The sequence below is a fragment of the Mycobacterium basiliense genome (genome assembly GCF_900292015.1).
Lineage (GTDB): Bacteria > Actinomycetota > Actinomycetes > Mycobacteriales > Mycobacteriaceae > Mycobacterium > Mycobacterium basiliense.
In genome coordinates, this window is record NZ_LR130759.1 from 1,922,581 (window position 1) to 1,938,998 (window position 16,418).

Consider the following 16,418-nt stretch of genomic DNA (forward strand, 5'->3'; position numbering starts at 1 on the left):
CGCTTGATGTCGTATTTAATCGCTTCGCCGGATGCGATTGCGTTTGCTGCTGGGGACTTGCGTGGGATTGGATCCGCGATCCAGATGGCCAACGCGTCGGCGGCATCGACGACGGCTCTACCCGCCGCGGCGGCTGATGAGGTGTCGCAGGCTATCGCGCGGTTGTTTGGCAATTATGCCCAGGAGTATCAGACCCTGAGCTTGCAAGTGGCGGCATCCTATGAGCGGTTTGTGACAGCTTTGGGCTCGGCCTCTGGTGCCTACACGGCGAGCGAGGCCGCCAGCGCTTCGCCCTTGCAGATCGTGGAGCAGAACGTGCTTGGGCTGGTCAATGCACCCACGCAGGCGCTGCTGGGCCGTCCGTTGATCGGCAACGGTGCCGACGGCGCATCGGGCACCGGCGAGGCCGGCGGGGACGGCGGGATCTTGATCGGCAACGGCGGCAACGGCGGGTCGGGGGCAGCTAGCGGGAACGGTGGGGCCGGCGGGTCAGCCGGATTGTTCGGCCAAGGTGGGGCAGGTGGGGCCGGCGGGGCCGGCGTCGCCGGTGGGGCCGGCGGCAATGGCGGGGCGGGTGGCAACGGCGGGCTGCTGCTCGGAAGTGGCGGCGCCGGCGGCGCGGGCGGCATCGGCGGGGTCGGCGGCGGAGCCGGTGGTGCCGGTGGGAACGGTGGAAGCACTGGCTCATGGCTTGTGCCTGGCTCCTCCGCGCCCGGCTCTGGCGGGGCCGGGGGCGCCGGCGGCGCGGGCGTGGGCTTTGGCGTTGCAGGTGGGGCGGGCGGGGCTGGCGGATCTGGAGGCGTCAATAACTCGTTGTTCGGTGGTGCCGGCGGTGTTGGCGGGGCCGGCGGCGCCGGAGGTGCGGGTGACGCCGGCTCGGCCGGCGGCGCCGGCTTTGCGGGCGGAGCCGGAGGGACCGGTGGGACCGGCGGCGCCGACCACGCGCTTCTGTTCGGAACGGGGGGCGCCGGGGGGTCGGCGGGTGCTGGTGGTGCCGGTGGTGCTGGTGGTGCGGGCGCTAGTGGTGTGGGCGCCGGCAGCTCGGGCGGAATTGGCGGGTCGGGCGGGGCCGGTGGTAATGCCGGCGGCGCGGGTGCCGGTGGCGCCGGTGGCATCTTCGGGACTGCGGGGCAGGCCGGTAGTGCGGGTACTGGCGGTAATGGTGGGGCTGGCGGTAATGGTGGGGTGGGTGACGATGGTACGGCTGGTGCGGCGGGCTTTGCCGGTGGTGCCGGTGGCGCGGGTGGGGCTGGGGGTTCGGCCGGTGCTGGCGGTGTGAACGGTAGTGGGGGGCAGGGCGGCAGTGGTGGGGCTGGTGGGGTTGGCGGTGATGGTGTTGCCGGGGTGGGCAGCATGGGTGGGTCGGGTGGGGCTGGTGGTAATGGCGGCGGCGCGGGTGCCGGTGGTGCTGCTGGTGGGGGTGCGGGGACTGCGGGGCAGGCCGGTAGTGCGGGTACTGGCGGTAATGGTGGGGCTGGCGGTAATGGTGGGGTGGGTGACGATGGTACGGCTGGTGCGGCGGGCTTTGCCGGTGGTGCCGGTGGCGCGGGTGGGGCTGGGGGTTCGGCCGGTGCTGGCGGTGTGAACGGTAGTGGGGGGCAGGGCGGCAGTGGTGGGGCTGGTGGGGTTGGCGGTGATGGTGTTGCCGGGGTGGGCAGCATGGGTGGGTCGGGTGGGGCTGGTGGTAATGGCGGCGGCGCGGGTGCCGGTGGTGCTGCTGGTGGGGGTGCGGGGACTGCGGGGCAGGCCGGTAGTGCGGGTACTGGCGGTAATGGTGGGGCTGGCGGTAATGGTGGGGTGGGTGACGATGGTACGGCTGGTGCGGCGGGCTTTGCCGGTGGTGCCGGTGGCGCGGGTGGGGCTGGGGGTTCGGCCGGTGCTGGCGGTGTGAACGGTAGTGGGGGGCAGGGCGGCAGTGGTGGGGCTGGTGGGGTTGGCGGTGATGGTGTTGCCGGGGTGGGCAGCATGGGTGGGTCGGGTGGGGCTGGTGGTAATGGCGGCGGCGCGGGTGCCGGTGGTGCTGCTGGTGGGGGTGCGGGGACTGCGGGGCAGGCCGGTAGTGCGGGTACTGGCGGTAATGGTGGGGCTGGCGGTAATGGTGGGGTGGGTGACGATGGTACGGCTGGTGCGGCGGGCTTTGCCGGTGGTGCCGGTGGCGCGGGTGGGGCTGGGGGCAACAGCGGCGCGGGCGGCACAAATGGCAGCGGGGGGCAGGGCGGCAATGGTGGGGCTGGTGGGGCCGGCAGCTCGGGTGCCGTTGGAGCCGGCGGGAGCATGGGAGGTCAAGGCGGCAACGGCGGGGCCGGCGGGGCGGTCGGCACGCTTGGTGCCGGCGGGCTGGCAGGCAACGGCGGCAATGGCGGTGACGGCGGTGACGGTGGCACTGGCGCTGCTGGCATCGACTCCGCGACGCCTACCGGCGGTAGCCAGGGTGGCAACGGCGGTGCTGGTGGTGCCGGTGGTGCCGGTGGTGCCGGCATCGGGGGCGTCGGCGGTGGGCAGGGTGGCCATGGTGGCACGGGTGGTCAGGGTGGAACCGGTGGTCAAGGCGGCAACAACACCGTGGGTGGTGACGGTGCCGCTGGCGGGACCGGCGGCCAAGGCGGGACCGCCGGGGCTGCGGGTCAAGGAACCGATGGCGGCACGAGCGGCAACATCGGTACCGGCGGCCAAGGCGGAACCGGCGGTGACGGCGGTGACGGTGGCACTGGCGCGGCTGGCACCGACTCCGCGACGCCTACCGGCGGTAGCCAGGGTGGCAACGGCGGTGCTGGTGGTGCCGGTGGTGCCGGTGGTGCCGGCATCGGGGGCGTCGGCGGTGGGCAGGGTGGCCATGGTGGCACGGGTGGTCAGGGTGGAACCGGTGGTCAAGGCGGCAACAACACCGTGGGTGGTGACGGTGCCGCTGGCGGGACCGGCGGCCAAGGCGGGACCGCCGGGGCTGCGGGTCAAGGAACCGATGGCGGCACGAGCGGCAACATCGGTACCGGCGGCCAAGGCGGAACCGGCGGTGACGGCGGTGACGGTGGCACTGGCGCGGCTGGCACCGACTCCGCGACGCCTACCAGCGGTGACCAGGGTGGCAACGGCGGTGCCGGTGGTGCCGGTGGTGCCGGTGGTGCCGGCATCGGGGGCGTCGGCGGTGGGCAGGGTGGCCATGGTGGCACGGGTGGTCAGGGTGGAACCGGTGGTCAAGGCGGCAACAACACCGCGAGTGGTGCCGGTGCCGCTGGCGGAACCGGCGGGCAGGGCGGCACTGCCGGCAACGGTGGCATGGGTGGCGACGGCGGCGGCCGGGGCGGCACCGCCGGCACCGGCGGGGTTGGCGGTGCCGGCGGCCGGGGCGGCACCGGGGCTGCCTCTGGCGCCGGTGGTGAGGGTGGCGTCGGTGGCGACGGCGGCGCAGCGGGCACCGGTGGTGGTGGCGGCAATGGTGGTGGCGACGGTGGCGACGGTGGCTACGGTGGCGACGGAGGCATCGGCGGCGTAGGCGGTGCCGCCTTGGGCGGAGGTACCGGTGGTGCTGGTGGTGCGGGCGGTGCCGCGGCCGGCGGTGGTGCCGGTGGCGGCGGTGGCGACGGTGGCGGGCACGGCGGTGCTGGCGGCAATGCCGGCGTCGGGGGCGACGGTGGTATGGGCGGCCGCGGCACTGTTGGCGCCGGCGGGGCCGGCGGCGCCGGCGGCGACACGGGCAATGGCGGCGATGGCGGTGCTGGCGGCACCGGTGGTGGCACTGGCGGAGACGGCGGAACCGGCGGTACGGCCGGCAACGGTGGCCAAGGCGGCAATGGCGGCGGAGGCGGCGGCGGCAACGGTGGGAAAGGTGGCACCGGCGGCACCGCCGGCAATGGGGGCAACGGCGGTACCGGTGGCACCGACGGCGGCACTGGTGGCAATGGCGGTACCGGAGGCAATGCCGGTACCGGTGGCATTGGCGGCACTGGTGGCACCTTCAGGACGGGTGGCGACGGCGGCGACGGCGGCACCGCCGGCATCGGTGGTCAAGGTGGCGACGGTGGGAGCGGCGCTGTGGGTGGCGCAGGTGGGGACGGCGGCACGGGAGGCGTCGGCGGTACTGCTGGCAAAGGCGGCAGCGGTGGCCTAGGCGGCAACGGCGGCAACGGCGGTAATGGCACGGTCGGCGGGGACGGCGGGGACGGCGGTAACGGCACCGGCGGTAATGACGGCGGGGACGGCGGGGACGGCGGCAACGGCGGAGACGGCGGAGACGGCGGTTCCGGCGGGAACAACGGTGGCCAAACGGGCGCCGGCGGTGCCGGTGCCGTCGGTGGGAACGGTGGTGCCGGCGGCACTGGTGGCGCCGGCGGTCAACCCGGCACCCCCGGTCAACCCGGCACCGGCGGCACGCCTTGATTGCGCGGGTCTCGCGGTTGGGTGAACTCGGGTGGGATGAGTTCAGAGCGAACTGACTGGGGGTCGGCGTTGTAGTGGCAGCGCGACTGCCGCACGTCGAAAGTTGTTTGACAGTGCGGCGGATTGTCGGCATGGCGCAGCTCGGAGCGCGCCAGAAACGCCCAACCGGATCTCACGATTTGCAGCAACAGGGCTGAGGCGTGACCGCTGGGTGTGCTTGGGCAGAAGCAGTGGTCCTCCGTCGAGGTCGGTTCCGGCGTTATCCATACAAGTTGGTATCACTGAGTGCCGCAAGGTCATCGGCGTTGATAACGAAGGCATCTCGGCTCCGTCCCTACCGGTAGCGCGATGAGCACCTGCCAACGCGCGGATCGAGGATCCTTCCGACGACTGACACCGGTACTTCCTACCGTTAGGGTTGCTCGGCGGCCGGCATCCACTTCTCTTCAATACGGCCAAAGCGCCAGACGAGCAGGGCGGCCGCCCAGGTTATGACGAACATCCCCACCACAACGAACCCAACCAGGTTGAGGTTCAGGCCGGCGACCCAATCCCAGAACGTGCCCCGCCAGCCGAACTCGTCGGCGAAAAGGCCGAGCAGTTCGACGCTGCCGATCAACAGGGCGACGGCCACCGACAGTGTGGTGATGGTGATGTTGTAGTAGATCTTGCGCACCGGGTTGGAGAACGCCCAGCCATAGGCGAAGTTCATAAAGGAACCGTCGATGGTATCCAGCAGGCACATTCCGGCGGCGAACAACACCGGTAGGCACAGGATGGCGTACCAGGGGAGCCCGGCCGCGGCGCTGGTGCCCGCCAGCACCAGCAACGCGATTTCGGTTGCCGTGTCGAATCCGAGCCCGAATAACAGGCCCACCGGATACATGTGCCAGGATTTGCTGATCGATTTGGTGAACCGGCCGAGCAACCGGTTGATCAGCCCTCGGCTTTCCAGCTGTGCTTCCAGTTCGGCCTCGTCGTACTCGCCGCGGCGCAGTCGGAAGAACACCCGCAGGATGCCGACCAAGACGATGACGTTGAGGATAGCGATCAGGTAGAGAAACACCCCTGACACGCTGGTACCGATCAGGCCCGTGTAGTGATGGAGCGACGAGGAATCTTCTTCCACCGGGCCGACGATGGCTTTGACCCCGGTCGCCAGCAGTACGGCCAACCCGAAGACCACCGTGGAATGGCCCAGCGAGAAGAAGAAACCCACCGCAAGGGGGCGCTGCCCGTCGCTCATCAGCTTGCGGGTGGTGTTATCGATGGCTGCGATGTGATCGGCGTCGAACGCGTGCCGCATGCCCAGGGTATATGCGGTTAGCCCGATACCGATGCCAAATGCCTTGCCGCCTACCGCGAGTTGCGCTGGTTGCACCACCAGGGTCAGGGTGATCCAGCCCACCAGATGCAGAGTCGCGATAACCGCCGCCATGATGCCCAGACGCCACCACTCCGACGGTGTCAGGGTGCGGTGCACTTTCGACCACCATGACGACTGCAACTGGAGTTCACTGCCGGCCATGTCGGTCCTTCCCGGCATTGGGCGCAACGCAACATTTCCGACTGTAGGTTCGTCCGCGCGCTGGATGCAAGTCAATTGCAAGAAGGCGCCACCCGGGCACTGGCAATCCCGGGGATCTGACGCAACACTGGACAGGTGACGACAAAGCCGTCCGGTCTGGACCCGGCCGTCACCGAACGGATCGGCGAATTCCTGCGAGCCCGTGGGCTGCGCCGGATGGCGTCGCGAATTCAGGTGCTGGCGGTGTTAGAACCGGTCAACGGGCATCTCTCGGTGGCTGAGATCCATCAGCGGCTGGCCGCTAGCCTGCCCACCGGCGCCGCACCGCCGGATTTGGCGACGGTCTATCGCACCGTGACCACATTGGTGGATCAAGCGGTGCTGCATGCGCTGACACTCGATGGCGGCGTCACCACCTACGGCTTGGCCACCGCCCCGCACCATCACGCGGTGTGTACGCAGTGCGGGGCCATTATCGAGGTGCCTGCCCGCAAGCTGAGTTCAGCTCTGGAGCACGCGATGGCGGGCAGCTCGTTCGCGCTATCGGAGCAAGCGGGTCTAACGCTGCGGGGTTTGTGTCCTGCCTGCCAGGACAGCGTGCAGGACCTCGATGACCCCACCGACCCCCGACCACCCGAACGGAGCGATCCTGGGCAGCGTCGACGCTGAGGTCGGCGCAGATCCGGTAGCGTGCGTCAGCGCAGATTCAGCAGCGCGTTTTCCACAACTTCCGGAAGCGCGGGATGAATCCAGTACTGGCCGCGGGCCATCTCGGGTGCGGTCAGCCCGAAACTCATCGCCTGGATCAACGGCTGGATGATCGACGACGCCTGGTGACCCATGATGTGCGCACCCAGCAGACGCCCGCTGCCGCGCTCGGCGACGAGTTTGACAAAGCCCGTGGTGTCCTCCATCGCCCAGCCGTAGGCTACGTCGCTGTATTCTTGTATCGCGACGGAAATGTCAAAACCCTTTGCCACAGCTTGATTTTCGGTTAGTCCCACGGCCGCCAGCTGTGGATCGGTGAATACCGCCGCCGGCACGAATCGGTGATCGCTAGCGGTCATCGATTCGGTGTCATCCCAGTCGAGCAGCAAGTTTTCCCGCACCACCCGGGCCTCGTGGTTGGCGACGTGCTTGAGCTGATAGGGCGATGAGACATCGCCGAGCGCAAAAACACCACGCGCGGAGGTTCTTTGGTATTCGTCGACCGCTACTCGGTCGTCCTCCACATCGATCCCAGCCTGCTCTGCGTCCAGCAAATCGGCATTCGACTTGCGGCCGGTCGCCACCAGCAGTAGGTCGGCATCGATCGTCGCGCCGTCGTCGAGCTTTAACGCTAGCCTTGCGTCCCGCTTTTCGGCGGCAACGATGTTGCGGTGGGTGCGCAGTTCCCATTTGGTCGATGCGATGCGGGTGAACCTTTCGCACACGGTGTCATCGCAATGACGCAGCATGCAGCTCCCGCGGATTACCAAGGTGACTCGCACTCCGAGCGCAGTAAAAACATGCGCGAATTCGGCTGCCACGAAACCGCTTCCGACTATCACCAGATGCTCCGGCAATTCGGCGATACGCATGATGGTGTCGCTGGTGTGAAATGGGACGCCGGAGGCGAGGATGGCCGGCGGAATCACCGGACGCGAGCCGGCGGCGATCACCACCTGCTCGGCGCTGAACTCGTCGCCCGCGTCGGTACGCAGCAAATAGCGTCCGTCGGCCTGTACTGGACCGAACCGAGCATGCGCGTCGTAGACGTCGATATTGCGAGCGGAGCGCCGATATTCCTGGCCGCCGAGCGCGATTGGGTCGATGCGGCCGAACACCCGGGAGACCATGTCGTCCCAGCGCACTCGGTCGATGTGCGCGTCGACACCGTAACGTGCCGCGGTCCGGATTGTCTCCGCCACGTCTGCGGCGTAGACGAACATCTTGGTGGGGATGCATCCGACGTTGAGGCAGGTGCCACCGAAGGTGCCCTGCTCGCAGATGGCCACCCGCTTGGCTGCATAACGGTCGTCGAGAATGCTATTGCCCGAGCCGGTTCCGATGATCGCGAGATCATAGGTTTCCATGTGTTTGGCTCCTCACCCTTTCCCCGATGGTGCCGAGGCTCGTCGCCTCGGGGTGTCGGCATGTGCGCCGAGGTACTCGTCCAGCCAGCGATCAAGGTGGCGATAGGCCGCCTGGCGGGGCTCCGGCAGCGACAAGAACACGTCGTGTTTGGCCTCTGCCACTGGGATGATCGTGCTGCGGTTGCCGATACAGCCGGCCCAGCGGGCAATGTGGGTGACATCGAGCACCGCATCGCCGCGTTGCAATGCGGCCGGGTCGCCGTGTTCGCGTACCGTGCGATCCGATCGCAGGATCAGGTTGGGCACTCCGACGTCTAGTCCTCGGTGCAATCGAGTCTGCCCGCGGCGGGTGGCATGTATCCAACCGAAGGTGACCGGGAAACCGCCCACCGGTTTCCATTGCAGGTTGTAGTCGAACTCGCCGTCGTAGTCCCGGTGCAGTGTGGAGCCGTAGCCGCCCTCACGGGGTGCGCGAGCCACCCCCTTGGGTCGCATTCGTGACACGGCGGCGATGAATGCCCTGGTCGCTTGCAGCCGCAGGATCGCCGGACCCTGCAGATCGAGGAAGGGACTGTTGAGCACCAAGCCGGCCACCCCCGCGTGGTCGGTCGTGCCGCGCCGACGCAGCCGGTCTAGCCACAGCGAGACGATGAGGCCGCCGGCGGAATGCCCGTAGATCAGAGTTTTGGGTGACCCGGCCTGCTCGGCGATGATCGATAAAGCCTTGTTTAGCTCCTGGTCGTAGTGGGACAAGTCGGTGATGAAGTGCGGCGTCTGGTTCGGAAGCCGCGAGCGCCCGCACTTACGCAGGTCCAGCGCGTAGAAAGCAAATCCGCGCCGCGCGAAATGCTCGGCCAGCTCGGTGTGGAAGAAGTAGTCCGTGTAGCCGTGTATCGCCAGGACCGCGCGCCCACCGCGGGTGGCGGGTGCCTCCGGGCCGAGGCGGATCAGCGTTGCGACGATGTCGGCCTCGCCGTCCGGATCGGACCCGAGCGGGATCTGGTGCTGCCAGTAGCCGGGCAGGACGTCGCGCACCCAGCCAGTCACGGGGTCAGCTTAGAGCGTGGTCACCCCCGATGTCGTGCGGCGTCGCCCAGTCCGGGCGGGATGCCGCGGGCGGGGGCCCGGCTTCCGGTTGGCGACGACGCGTTGGGCGGCCTTGCCCAGCGGCAGCGCACCGCGATGATGTGGCGAGGTGGTCCACCCGCTACCCGGCGCGACCAGCGCAGGGCGCCGCTGGCATGGCGGGCTGCGGGGATGTGACCGCGGCCGTCGGGATAACCTTGGGGACCGGCAAGCCCGAGGGAAGGACCAACAAATCGGTGGCAGAGCTAGCCAGGACTGCTGATGTCGTGCTGGTGGGAGCGGGCATCATGAGTGCCACGCTCGGGGCGTTGCTGAGCCGGTTGGAGCCCGACTTGTCGATCGTCGTGATCGAACGGCTGGACGCCGTCGGCGCGGAGAGCAGCGGCCCCTGGAATAATGCCGGCACCGGCCATGCCGCCTTGTGCGAACTGAACTACACGCCGGAGCGCTCCGATGGCTCTATCGATATCGCCAAAGCGGTACACGTCGCCGAGCAGTTCCAGGTCACCCGCCAATTCTGGGCATACGCCGTGGAGAACGGCATCCTGACCGATATCCCCAGTTTTCTCAATGCCGTCCCGCACGTGAGTTTCGTGTGCGGGGCCCAGGGGGTCGACTACCTGCGGCGTCGCCACGCGGCGCTGGCGGGCAACCCGTTGTTCGCTGGCGCCCAATTCGTCAATGATCCCGATGAGTTTGCCCGGCTGCTGCCGTTAATGGCCGCCAAACGCGATTTCTCCAAGCCGGTCGCGCTCAACTGGGCCCAGGACGGTACCGATGTTGACTTTGGCTCGCTGGCTCGCCAGCTGATCGGGTTTTGTGTGCGCAGCGGCGCCACCGCTCTTTTCGGCCACGAGGTCCGTCAGCTGTCCCAAGAGTCCGACGGCAAATGGACGCTGACCGTCGGCAATCGCCGGACCGGCGAAAAACGCAAGATCACTGCCAAGTTCGTCTTCGTCGGTGCTGGCGGCCACGCACTGCCGTTGCTGCAGAAGTCCGGGATCAAGGAGATCAAGGGCTTTGCCGGCTTTCCGATTGGCGGCCGGTTTCTGCGAGCCAGCAATCCCGCGCTTACCGCCGCCCACGGGGCCAAGGTGTACGGAGTCCCGTCGCCGGGAGCCCCGCCGCTGGGGGCGTTGCATCTGGATTTGAGGTTCGTCAATGGCAGGTCGTGGCTGGTGTTCGGGCCGTACGCGGGCTGGTCGCCGAAGTTCTTGAAGCACGGCCATTTCAGTGATCTGCCCCGGTCGATCACGCGCAACAATGTGCTGTCGATGCTCGGTGTCGGTGTGTCCCAGCGCAGGCTGGTGAGCTATCTGGTTGGGCAGCTGCAGCTCTCCGCGCCAGACCGGGTCGGCATGTTGCGTGAATTTGTGCCCAGCGCCGTCGATTCGGACTGGGAATTGACCGTGGCCGGTCAGCGGGTCCAGGTGATTCGCCGCGACCAGCGCAAGGGCGGTGTGCTCGAGTTCAACACCACCATGGTGAGTGATTCCGACGGCAGCATCGCAGGGCTGCTGGGCGGGTCGCCGGGTGCCTCGACGGCCGTGCCGATCATGATCGAGGTCTTGCAACGGTGTTTTGGCTCCCGCTACCAGACGTGGCTGCCTACGCTCAAGGAAATGGTGCCCTCGCTGGGCGCCAAGCTGGCCCAAGAGCCCGCGCTGTACGACGAGGTGTGGTCGTGGACCACCAAGACGTTGCAGCTGGACGGCCTATGAGCGAAGCACTGCGTCGCGTCTGGTCCAAAGACCTTGATGCGCGGACGCTTTACGAGCTGCTCAAACTGCGGGTGGAGGTGTTCGTGGTGGAGCAGGCCTGCCCGTATCCAGAGCTGGACGGCCGCGATTTGCTGGCCGAGACCCGGCACTTCTGGTTGGAGACGACCGACGGTGAGGTGATTTGCACCTTGCGACTGATGGAAGAGCACGCCGGCGGTGAGAAGGTGTTTCGCCTCGGCCGCCTGTGTACCAAGCGTTCGGCCCGCGGCCAGGGCCATTCCACTCGGCTGCTACGTGCCGCGCTGGCCGAGGTCGGTGATTACCCATGCCGGATCGACGCTCAGCTCTATCTGGCCGACATGTATGCCCAACACGGTTTTGTCCGCGACGGTGACGACTTCATCGACGACGGAATTCCGCACCTGCCGATGTTGCGGCCCGCATCCGGACCGGCGGCACACACGTGAAGGCCTATCCGTTCAGCGCGATCGTCGGGCATGACCAAATGCTGCTGGCGCTGCTGTTGTCGGCCGTTCGTCCCGAGATCGGTGGGGTGCTCATCCGCGGCGAGAAGGGCACCGCGAAATCGACTGCCGTGCGCGGGCTTGCGGCGTTGCTGTCGGCGGCAACGGGCAGCGCCGGCGCCGGGCTGGTAGAGATGCCCCTGGGCGCCACCGAGGATCGGGTGGTTGGCTCACTGGACTTGCAGCGTGTCCTCCGCGACGGCGAGCACGCGTTTTCCCCGGGGTTACTGGGCCGTGCTCACGGGGGAGTGCTTTACGTCGATGAAGTCAACCTGCTGCACGATCATCTTGTCGATATCCTGCTCGATGCCGCCGCGATGGGACGGGTCCACATTGAACGCGACGGCATATCACACTCGCATGAGGCCCGTTTTGTTCTGATAGGCACCATGAATCCAGAGGAAGGTGAGCTGCGTCCGCAGCTACTGGACCGGTTCGGTCTCACCGTTGACGTACAGGCATCCCGCGATGTGGACGTGCGGGTGGAGGTCATCCGGCGGCGGATGGCCTACGAATCCGACCCCGATGCGTTTGCCGAACGTTATCTCGACGCTGATGCGGCGCTGGCCGGACGGATCGCCCAGGCACGGGCGATAGTCGACGATGTGGTACTGGCGGACAATGAGTTACGACAGATTGCGGCGTTGTGTGCGGCGTTCGATGTCGATGGTATGCGAGCCGATTTGGTGGTGGCCCGTACCGCGGTTGCGCACGCGGCGTGGCGGGGTGCACACACCGTCGCCGAGCAGGACATCCGAGTGGCCGCCGAACTGGCGTTGCCGCATCGACGCCGCCGGGACCCGTTCGATGATCACGGAATCGATCGCGAGCAGCTGGACGAGGCGCTGGCGCGGACCGCCGACGAATCACCGCAACAGCCCGAGCCGGATCCTGAACCGCCCGGCGGTGGACAGCCCGCTGACGTGGATTCTGCTCCTCAACAACAGAATTCCAAACAGAAGCCACCACAAGCGCCCAAGCCCAGCGCCCCGCCCGGCAAGGTGTTCCGTACCCGCGCCCTGACCGTTCCAGGGGTCGGCGAAGGCGCGCCGGGACGACGGTCGCGAGCGCGGAACGCCTCCGGCAGTGTGGTGGCGCCCGCCGAGACAAGCGAAACCGATTCCGGCGCCCATGGATTGCATCTGTTCGCCACCCTGCTGGCGGCCGCCGAGCACGCGTCAAGCGCCGGGCCATTGCGACCGCGGCCGGACGACGTACGGCGGGCCGTTCGTGAGGGGCGTGAGGGCAATCTGGTGATCTTCGTCGTCGACGCATCGGGATCGATGGCCGCCCGCGATCGCATGGCCGCGGTCAGCGGCGCAACCATGTCGTTGCTGCGCGACGCCTACCAACGACGTGACAAGGTGGCGGTAATTACCTTTCGGTGTAACGAGGCCAGGATCTTGCTGCCACCAACATCGTCGGCGCATATCGCGGGCAGGCGGCTGGCGAGGTTCGACACCGGCGGCAAGACGCCGCTTGCCGAAGGTCTGCTGGCGGCGCGCGAGCTGGTTATCCGGGAAAAGGTGCGGGATCGCGCTCGACGCGCTCTGGTGGTGGTGCTCACCGACGGCCGAGCCACCGCCGGACCGGACCCGTTGGGGCGCAGCCGAATCGCCGCGACCAGACTGCTCGCGGAGGGGGTCGCTGCGGTCGTCGTCGACTGCGAAATGTCATATGTGCGGCTCGGCCTGGCGGCCCAATTGGCTCGCCAGTTGGGGGCCCCGGCCGTGCGTCTCGAACAGTTGCACGCCGACCATTTGACGCAGGCCGTCCGTCGCGTGGCGTGAAGTCGCGAAAGGCAATCGCTTATGCCGCAAGGTAATCCAATTCAGATACCCGATGACGGACTTACCACGCGGGCGCGGCGCAATATGCCGCTGCTGGTGGTCCACACCGGCAACGGCAAGGGGAAGTCGACGGCGGCCTTCGGTATGGCGCTGCGGGCTTGGAACGCCGGCCTCGATGTCGCGGTGTTTCAGTTCGTCAAGAGCGCCAAGTGGAAAGTCGGCGAGGAGGCGGTGTTTTATCAACTCGGCCAACTGCACGACCAACACGGGGTTGGTGGAGCCGTTGAATGGCACAAAATGGGCGCCGGTTGGTCATGGTCCCGCAAGGCCGGCAGCGACGAGGATCACGCCGCGGCGGCCGCGGACGGCTGGACCGAGATCGCGCGCCGGCTGTCGGCGCAGCGCCACCAGTTCTATGTGCTGGACGAATTCACCTACCCCCTCAAGTGGGGTTGGGTCGACGTCGGCGAGGTGGTCGAGGCGTTGTCGTCCCGTCCCGGGCACCAACACGTGGTGATTACCGGGCGTGACGCTCCGCCGCGGCTGGTTGAGGCCGCCGATCTGGTCACCGAAATGACCAAGGTTAAGCACCCGATGGATGCGGGTCGCAAGGGTCAGAAGGGCATCGAGTGGTGAGCTCGGTACCGGCGGTGGTTCTCGCCGCCCCCGCGTCGGGCAGCGGAAAGACCACCGTCGCCACGGGATTGATCGGGGCGCTACGACAGGCGGGCCATTCGGTTGCGCCGTTCAAGGTGGGCCCTGACTTCATCGATCCCGGATACCATGCCCTGGCTGCAGGGCGACCCGGCCGTAATCTGGACCCGGTTCTGGTGGGGGAGCGGCTCATCGGCCCGCTGTATTCGCACGGCTGCGGGGGCGCCGATATTGCGGTGATCGAGGGGGTGATGGGCCTCTTCGACGGACGGATCGGCGCGGCCGCGACGAGCCCGGCGCCCGGCTGCACGGCGCAGGTGGCAGCTCTGTTGGGGGCCCCGGTGATCCTGGTGGTCGACGCCCGTGGTCAGAGCCACAGTGTGGCCGCGCTGTTGCACGGCTTCTCCACGTTCGATTCCGCGACCCGGATCGCCGGGGTCATCCTCAACCGGGTCGGGACCGCCCGACACGAGCAGGTGCTGCGCCAGGCCTGCGATCAGGCCGGTGTCCCTGTGGTGGGTGCGATCCCGCGCACGGCCGAATTGGAACTGCCGACCAGGTATCTCGGTCTGGTGACCGCCGCGGAGTACGGCCGCCGGGCGCGGCGTGCGGTCGAGTCGATGACCGCCCTCGTGGCTCGGCATGTCGATTTGGCCGCGGTGCTGGCGGCCGCGCGAAGCCACGCCGGGGATCCGCCGTGGGATCCGGTGACGGCCGTGGGCGGGCCACTGGGCAGGCGTGCCACGGTCGCGATGGCATCGGGCAAGGCGTTCAGTTTCGGCTACGCCGAACACACCGAGCTGTTGCGGGCGGCCGGCGCCGACGTGGTTGAGTTCGATCCGCTCAGTGAGGCGCTGCCCGAAGAAACCAACGCCGTGCTGTTGCCGGGCGGATTCCCCGAACAGTTCGCCGCGGAGTTGTCCGCTAACGACGCGGTGCGCTGCCAAATCAAGGAATTGGCTACCGCCGGTGCGCCCGTGCATGCCGAATGTGCGGGCCTTATCTATTTGGCCGCCGAACTCGACGAGCATCCGATGTGTGGGGTGCTGGCCGGATCGGCACGCTTCACCCAGCGCCTCAAGCTCGGATATCGAGACGCGGTTGCGGTCGCCGATTCGTCGCTGTATCCGGCCGGCCAGCGGGTGGTGGGGCACGAATTTCACCGAACCGCGGTCACCTTCACCGAGGGTTACCAGCCGGCATGGGTGTACCGAGGACCGGAGGCAGAGGTGGTGCGAGACGGCGTCGTGCACGCCGGCGTGCATGCGTCCTATCTGCACACCCACCCGGCGGCCACCCCCCAAGCCGTGGCCCGCTTCGTTGCCCGCGCCGCCGCGGCTATGGGCACGCCGCCCGCGTAACCGCGCGGCGAGAAACGCCGCCGAAGTTCGCCCTGGCGTTACAACGGCGCCAGTGGTCACCACTAAGCTTGGCGGGTGACCGAGAGCCCCTACCTCGTCGGACTGCGACTGGGCGGCAGGAAGGTCGTCGTCGTCGGCGGGGGCACCGTTGCTCAGCGTCGGCTACCCCTTCTCATCGCCAGCGGCGCCGACGTGCACGTCATCTGTCGCAGCGCCACCCGCTCGGTGGAGGCGATGGACCAAATCACGTTGTCGTTGCGTGAGTATCGGAACGGCGACCTTGAGGGGGCCTGGTACGCCATCGCGGCCACCGATGACGCCGCGGTGAATGCGGCCGTCGTCGCGGAGGCGGATCGCCGCCAGATCTTCTGCGTGCGCGCCGACATCGCGGTCGACGGAACCGCGGTCACCCCGGCAACGTTTGGCTACGCAGGACTGTCGGTGGGGGTGCTGGCCGGCGGGGAACACCGCCGTTCGGCGGCGATCCGGTCAGCCATCCGGGAGGCGTTGCAGCAGGGGCTCATCACCCCGGAAGGCCCGGAAAGCGCGGACAGCACCGATGTCGTCCGCGGCGGGGTGGCGTTGGTCGGAGGCGGCCCCGGTGACCCCGAACTGATCACCGTCCGAGGCCGGCGCCTGCTGGCCCAGGCCGACGTTGTGGTCGCGGACCGGCTGGCGCCGCCCGAACTGCTCGCCGAGCTGCCGCCACACGTGGAGGTGATCGACGCAGCCAAGATCCCGTACGGCCGGGCCATGGCCCAGGACGCCATCCACGCCGTCATGATCGACCGGGCCAGATCCGGGAAGTTCGTGGTGCGTCTAAAAGGAGGCGATCCGTTCGTCTTCGCGCGCGGTTATGAAGAGGTGTTGGCATGCGCCGAAGCCGGGATTCCGGTGACCGTGGTGCCAGGTGTGACAAGTGCCATAGCTGTGCCCGCTTTGGCGGGCGTTCCGGTCACTCATCGGGCCACAAATCATGAATTTGTGGTGGTCAGCGGCCATATCGCGCCCGACCACCCCGAATCGTTAGTGAATTGGAATGCATTGGCTTCGATGTCGGGCACGATTGTTTTGCTGATGGCGGTCGAACGCATCGAACTTTTCGTCGACGCCCTACTAAAAGGCGGTAGACCTGCGGATACGCCGGTGTTAGTCGTTCAGCATGGGACGACGCCCGCTCAGCACACGTTGCGGGCTAGGCTTGTCGACACGCCGGAGAAGGTCCGCGCGGAGGGGATTCGACCTCCGGCGATCATCGTTATCGGGGCTGTCGCCGCGTTCGGGGTTTAAACGATTCTTAAGATT

Annotated in this window: 11 protein-coding genes; 8 read left to right on the plus strand and 3 right to left on the minus strand. The window is 67.8% G+C overall.

The window, feature by feature from the left end; all coding sequences use genetic code 11:
- Nucleotides 1–6 precede the first annotated feature (6 nt).
- Nucleotides 7–4,374 (plus strand): PE family protein, encoded by a 4,368-nt coding sequence (locus MB901379_RS08160; protein WP_158016156.1) that lies wholly within the window; start codon nt 7–9, stop codon nt 4,372–4,374.
- A gap of 412 nt (nt 4,375–4,786) precedes the next feature.
- Here MB901379_RS08160 and nicT read toward each other — a convergent pair whose 3' ends face one another.
- Nucleotides 4,787–5,902, minus strand: coding sequence for a Nickel transporter NicT (gene nicT, locus MB901379_RS08165; protein ID WP_158019033.1), 1,116 nt, complete (start codon nt 5,900–5,902; stop codon nt 4,787–4,789).
- A 135-nt stretch (nt 5,903–6,037) separates the two neighbouring features.
- Between nicT and MB901379_RS08170 the strand changes: the two genes are divergently transcribed.
- Entirely contained in the window at nt 6,038–6,571 is a 534-nt protein-coding gene (locus MB901379_RS08170; protein WP_158016157.1) for a Fur family transcriptional regulator, read from the plus strand.
- Between the two features lie 26 nt (nt 6,572–6,597).
- On the opposite strand, the gene mtr is transcribed toward MB901379_RS08170, so the two are convergent.
- Together mtr and MB901379_RS08180 are read right to left on the minus strand one after the other, a co-directional pair.
- Nucleotides 6,598–7,977, minus strand: a complete 1,380-nt coding sequence (mtr, locus tag MB901379_RS08175; protein WP_158016158.1) for a mycothione reductase — start codon at nt 7,975–7,977, stop codon at nt 6,598–6,600.
- Between the two features lie 12 nt (nt 7,978–7,989).
- Complete coding sequence (locus MB901379_RS08180; RefSeq protein WP_158016159.1) at nt 7,990–9,024, minus strand: alpha/beta hydrolase; 1,035 nt, start codon at nt 9,022–9,024, stop codon at nt 7,990–7,992.
- A 275-nt stretch (nt 9,025–9,299) separates the two neighbouring features.
- On the opposite strand from MB901379_RS08180, the gene mqo reads away from it, so the two are divergent.
- The 6 genes from mqo to cobA all read left to right on the plus strand — a co-directional run bounded on the left by mqo (nt 9,300) and on the right by cobA (nt 16,403).
- Nucleotides 9,300–10,784, plus strand: coding sequence for a malate dehydrogenase (quinone) (gene mqo, locus MB901379_RS08185; protein ID WP_158016160.1), 1,485 nt, complete (start codon nt 9,300–9,302; stop codon nt 10,782–10,784).
- Entirely contained in the window at nt 10,781–11,251 is a 471-nt protein-coding gene (locus tag MB901379_RS08190) for a GNAT family N-acetyltransferase (RefSeq protein ID WP_158016161.1), read from the plus strand. Before mqo ends, MB901379_RS08190 begins: the two co-directional genes overlap by 4 nt.
- Nucleotides 11,248–13,098 carry a magnesium chelatase subunit D family protein gene (locus MB901379_RS08195; protein WP_158016162.1) on the plus strand — a complete coding sequence of 617 codons (1,851 nt, stop codon included), beginning with the start codon at nt 11,248–11,250 and terminating at the stop codon, nt 13,096–13,098. Before MB901379_RS08190 ends, MB901379_RS08195 begins: the two co-directional genes overlap by 4 nt.
- Nucleotides 13,099–13,119: 21 nt before the next feature.
- Complete coding sequence (cobO, locus tag MB901379_RS08200; RefSeq protein WP_158016163.1) at nt 13,120–13,734, plus strand: cob(I)yrinic acid a,c-diamide adenosyltransferase; 615 nt, start codon at nt 13,120–13,122, stop codon at nt 13,732–13,734.
- Nucleotides 13,731–15,113 carry a cobyrinate a,c-diamide synthase gene (locus MB901379_RS08205; RefSeq protein WP_158016164.1) on the plus strand — a complete coding sequence of 461 codons (1,383 nt, stop codon included), beginning with the start codon at nt 13,731–13,733 and terminating at the stop codon, nt 15,111–15,113. The genes cobO and MB901379_RS08205 overlap by 4 nt, the downstream gene beginning before the upstream one ends.
- Before the next feature lie 75 nt (nt 15,114–15,188).
- Entirely contained in the window at nt 15,189–16,403 is a 1,215-nt protein-coding gene (gene cobA, locus MB901379_RS08210) for a uroporphyrinogen-III C-methyltransferase (protein ID WP_158016165.1), read from the plus strand.
- Nucleotides 16,404–16,418: the final 15 nt, after the last annotated feature.

Bases quoted from the DNA above. Each gene is read 5' to 3' on its own strand.
- mtr (WP_158016158.1), bottom strand. From the start codon at position 7,977: ATGGAAACCTATGATCTCGCGATCATCGGAACCGGCTCGGGCAATAGC.
- nicT (WP_158019033.1), bottom strand. From the start codon at position 5,902: ATGGCCGGCAGTGAACTCCAGTTGCAGTCGTCATGGTGGTCGAAAGTG.
- MB901379_RS08190 (WP_158016161.1), top strand. From the start codon at position 10,781: ATGAGCGAAGCACTGCGTCGCGTCTGGTCCAAAGACCTTGATGCGCGG.
- MB901379_RS08160 (WP_158016156.1), top strand. From the start codon at position 7: ATGTCGTATTTAATCGCTTCGCCGGATGCGATTGCGTTTGCTGCTGGG.
- cobO (WP_158016163.1), top strand. From the start codon at position 13,120: ATGCCGCAAGGTAATCCAATTCAGATACCCGATGACGGACTTACCACG.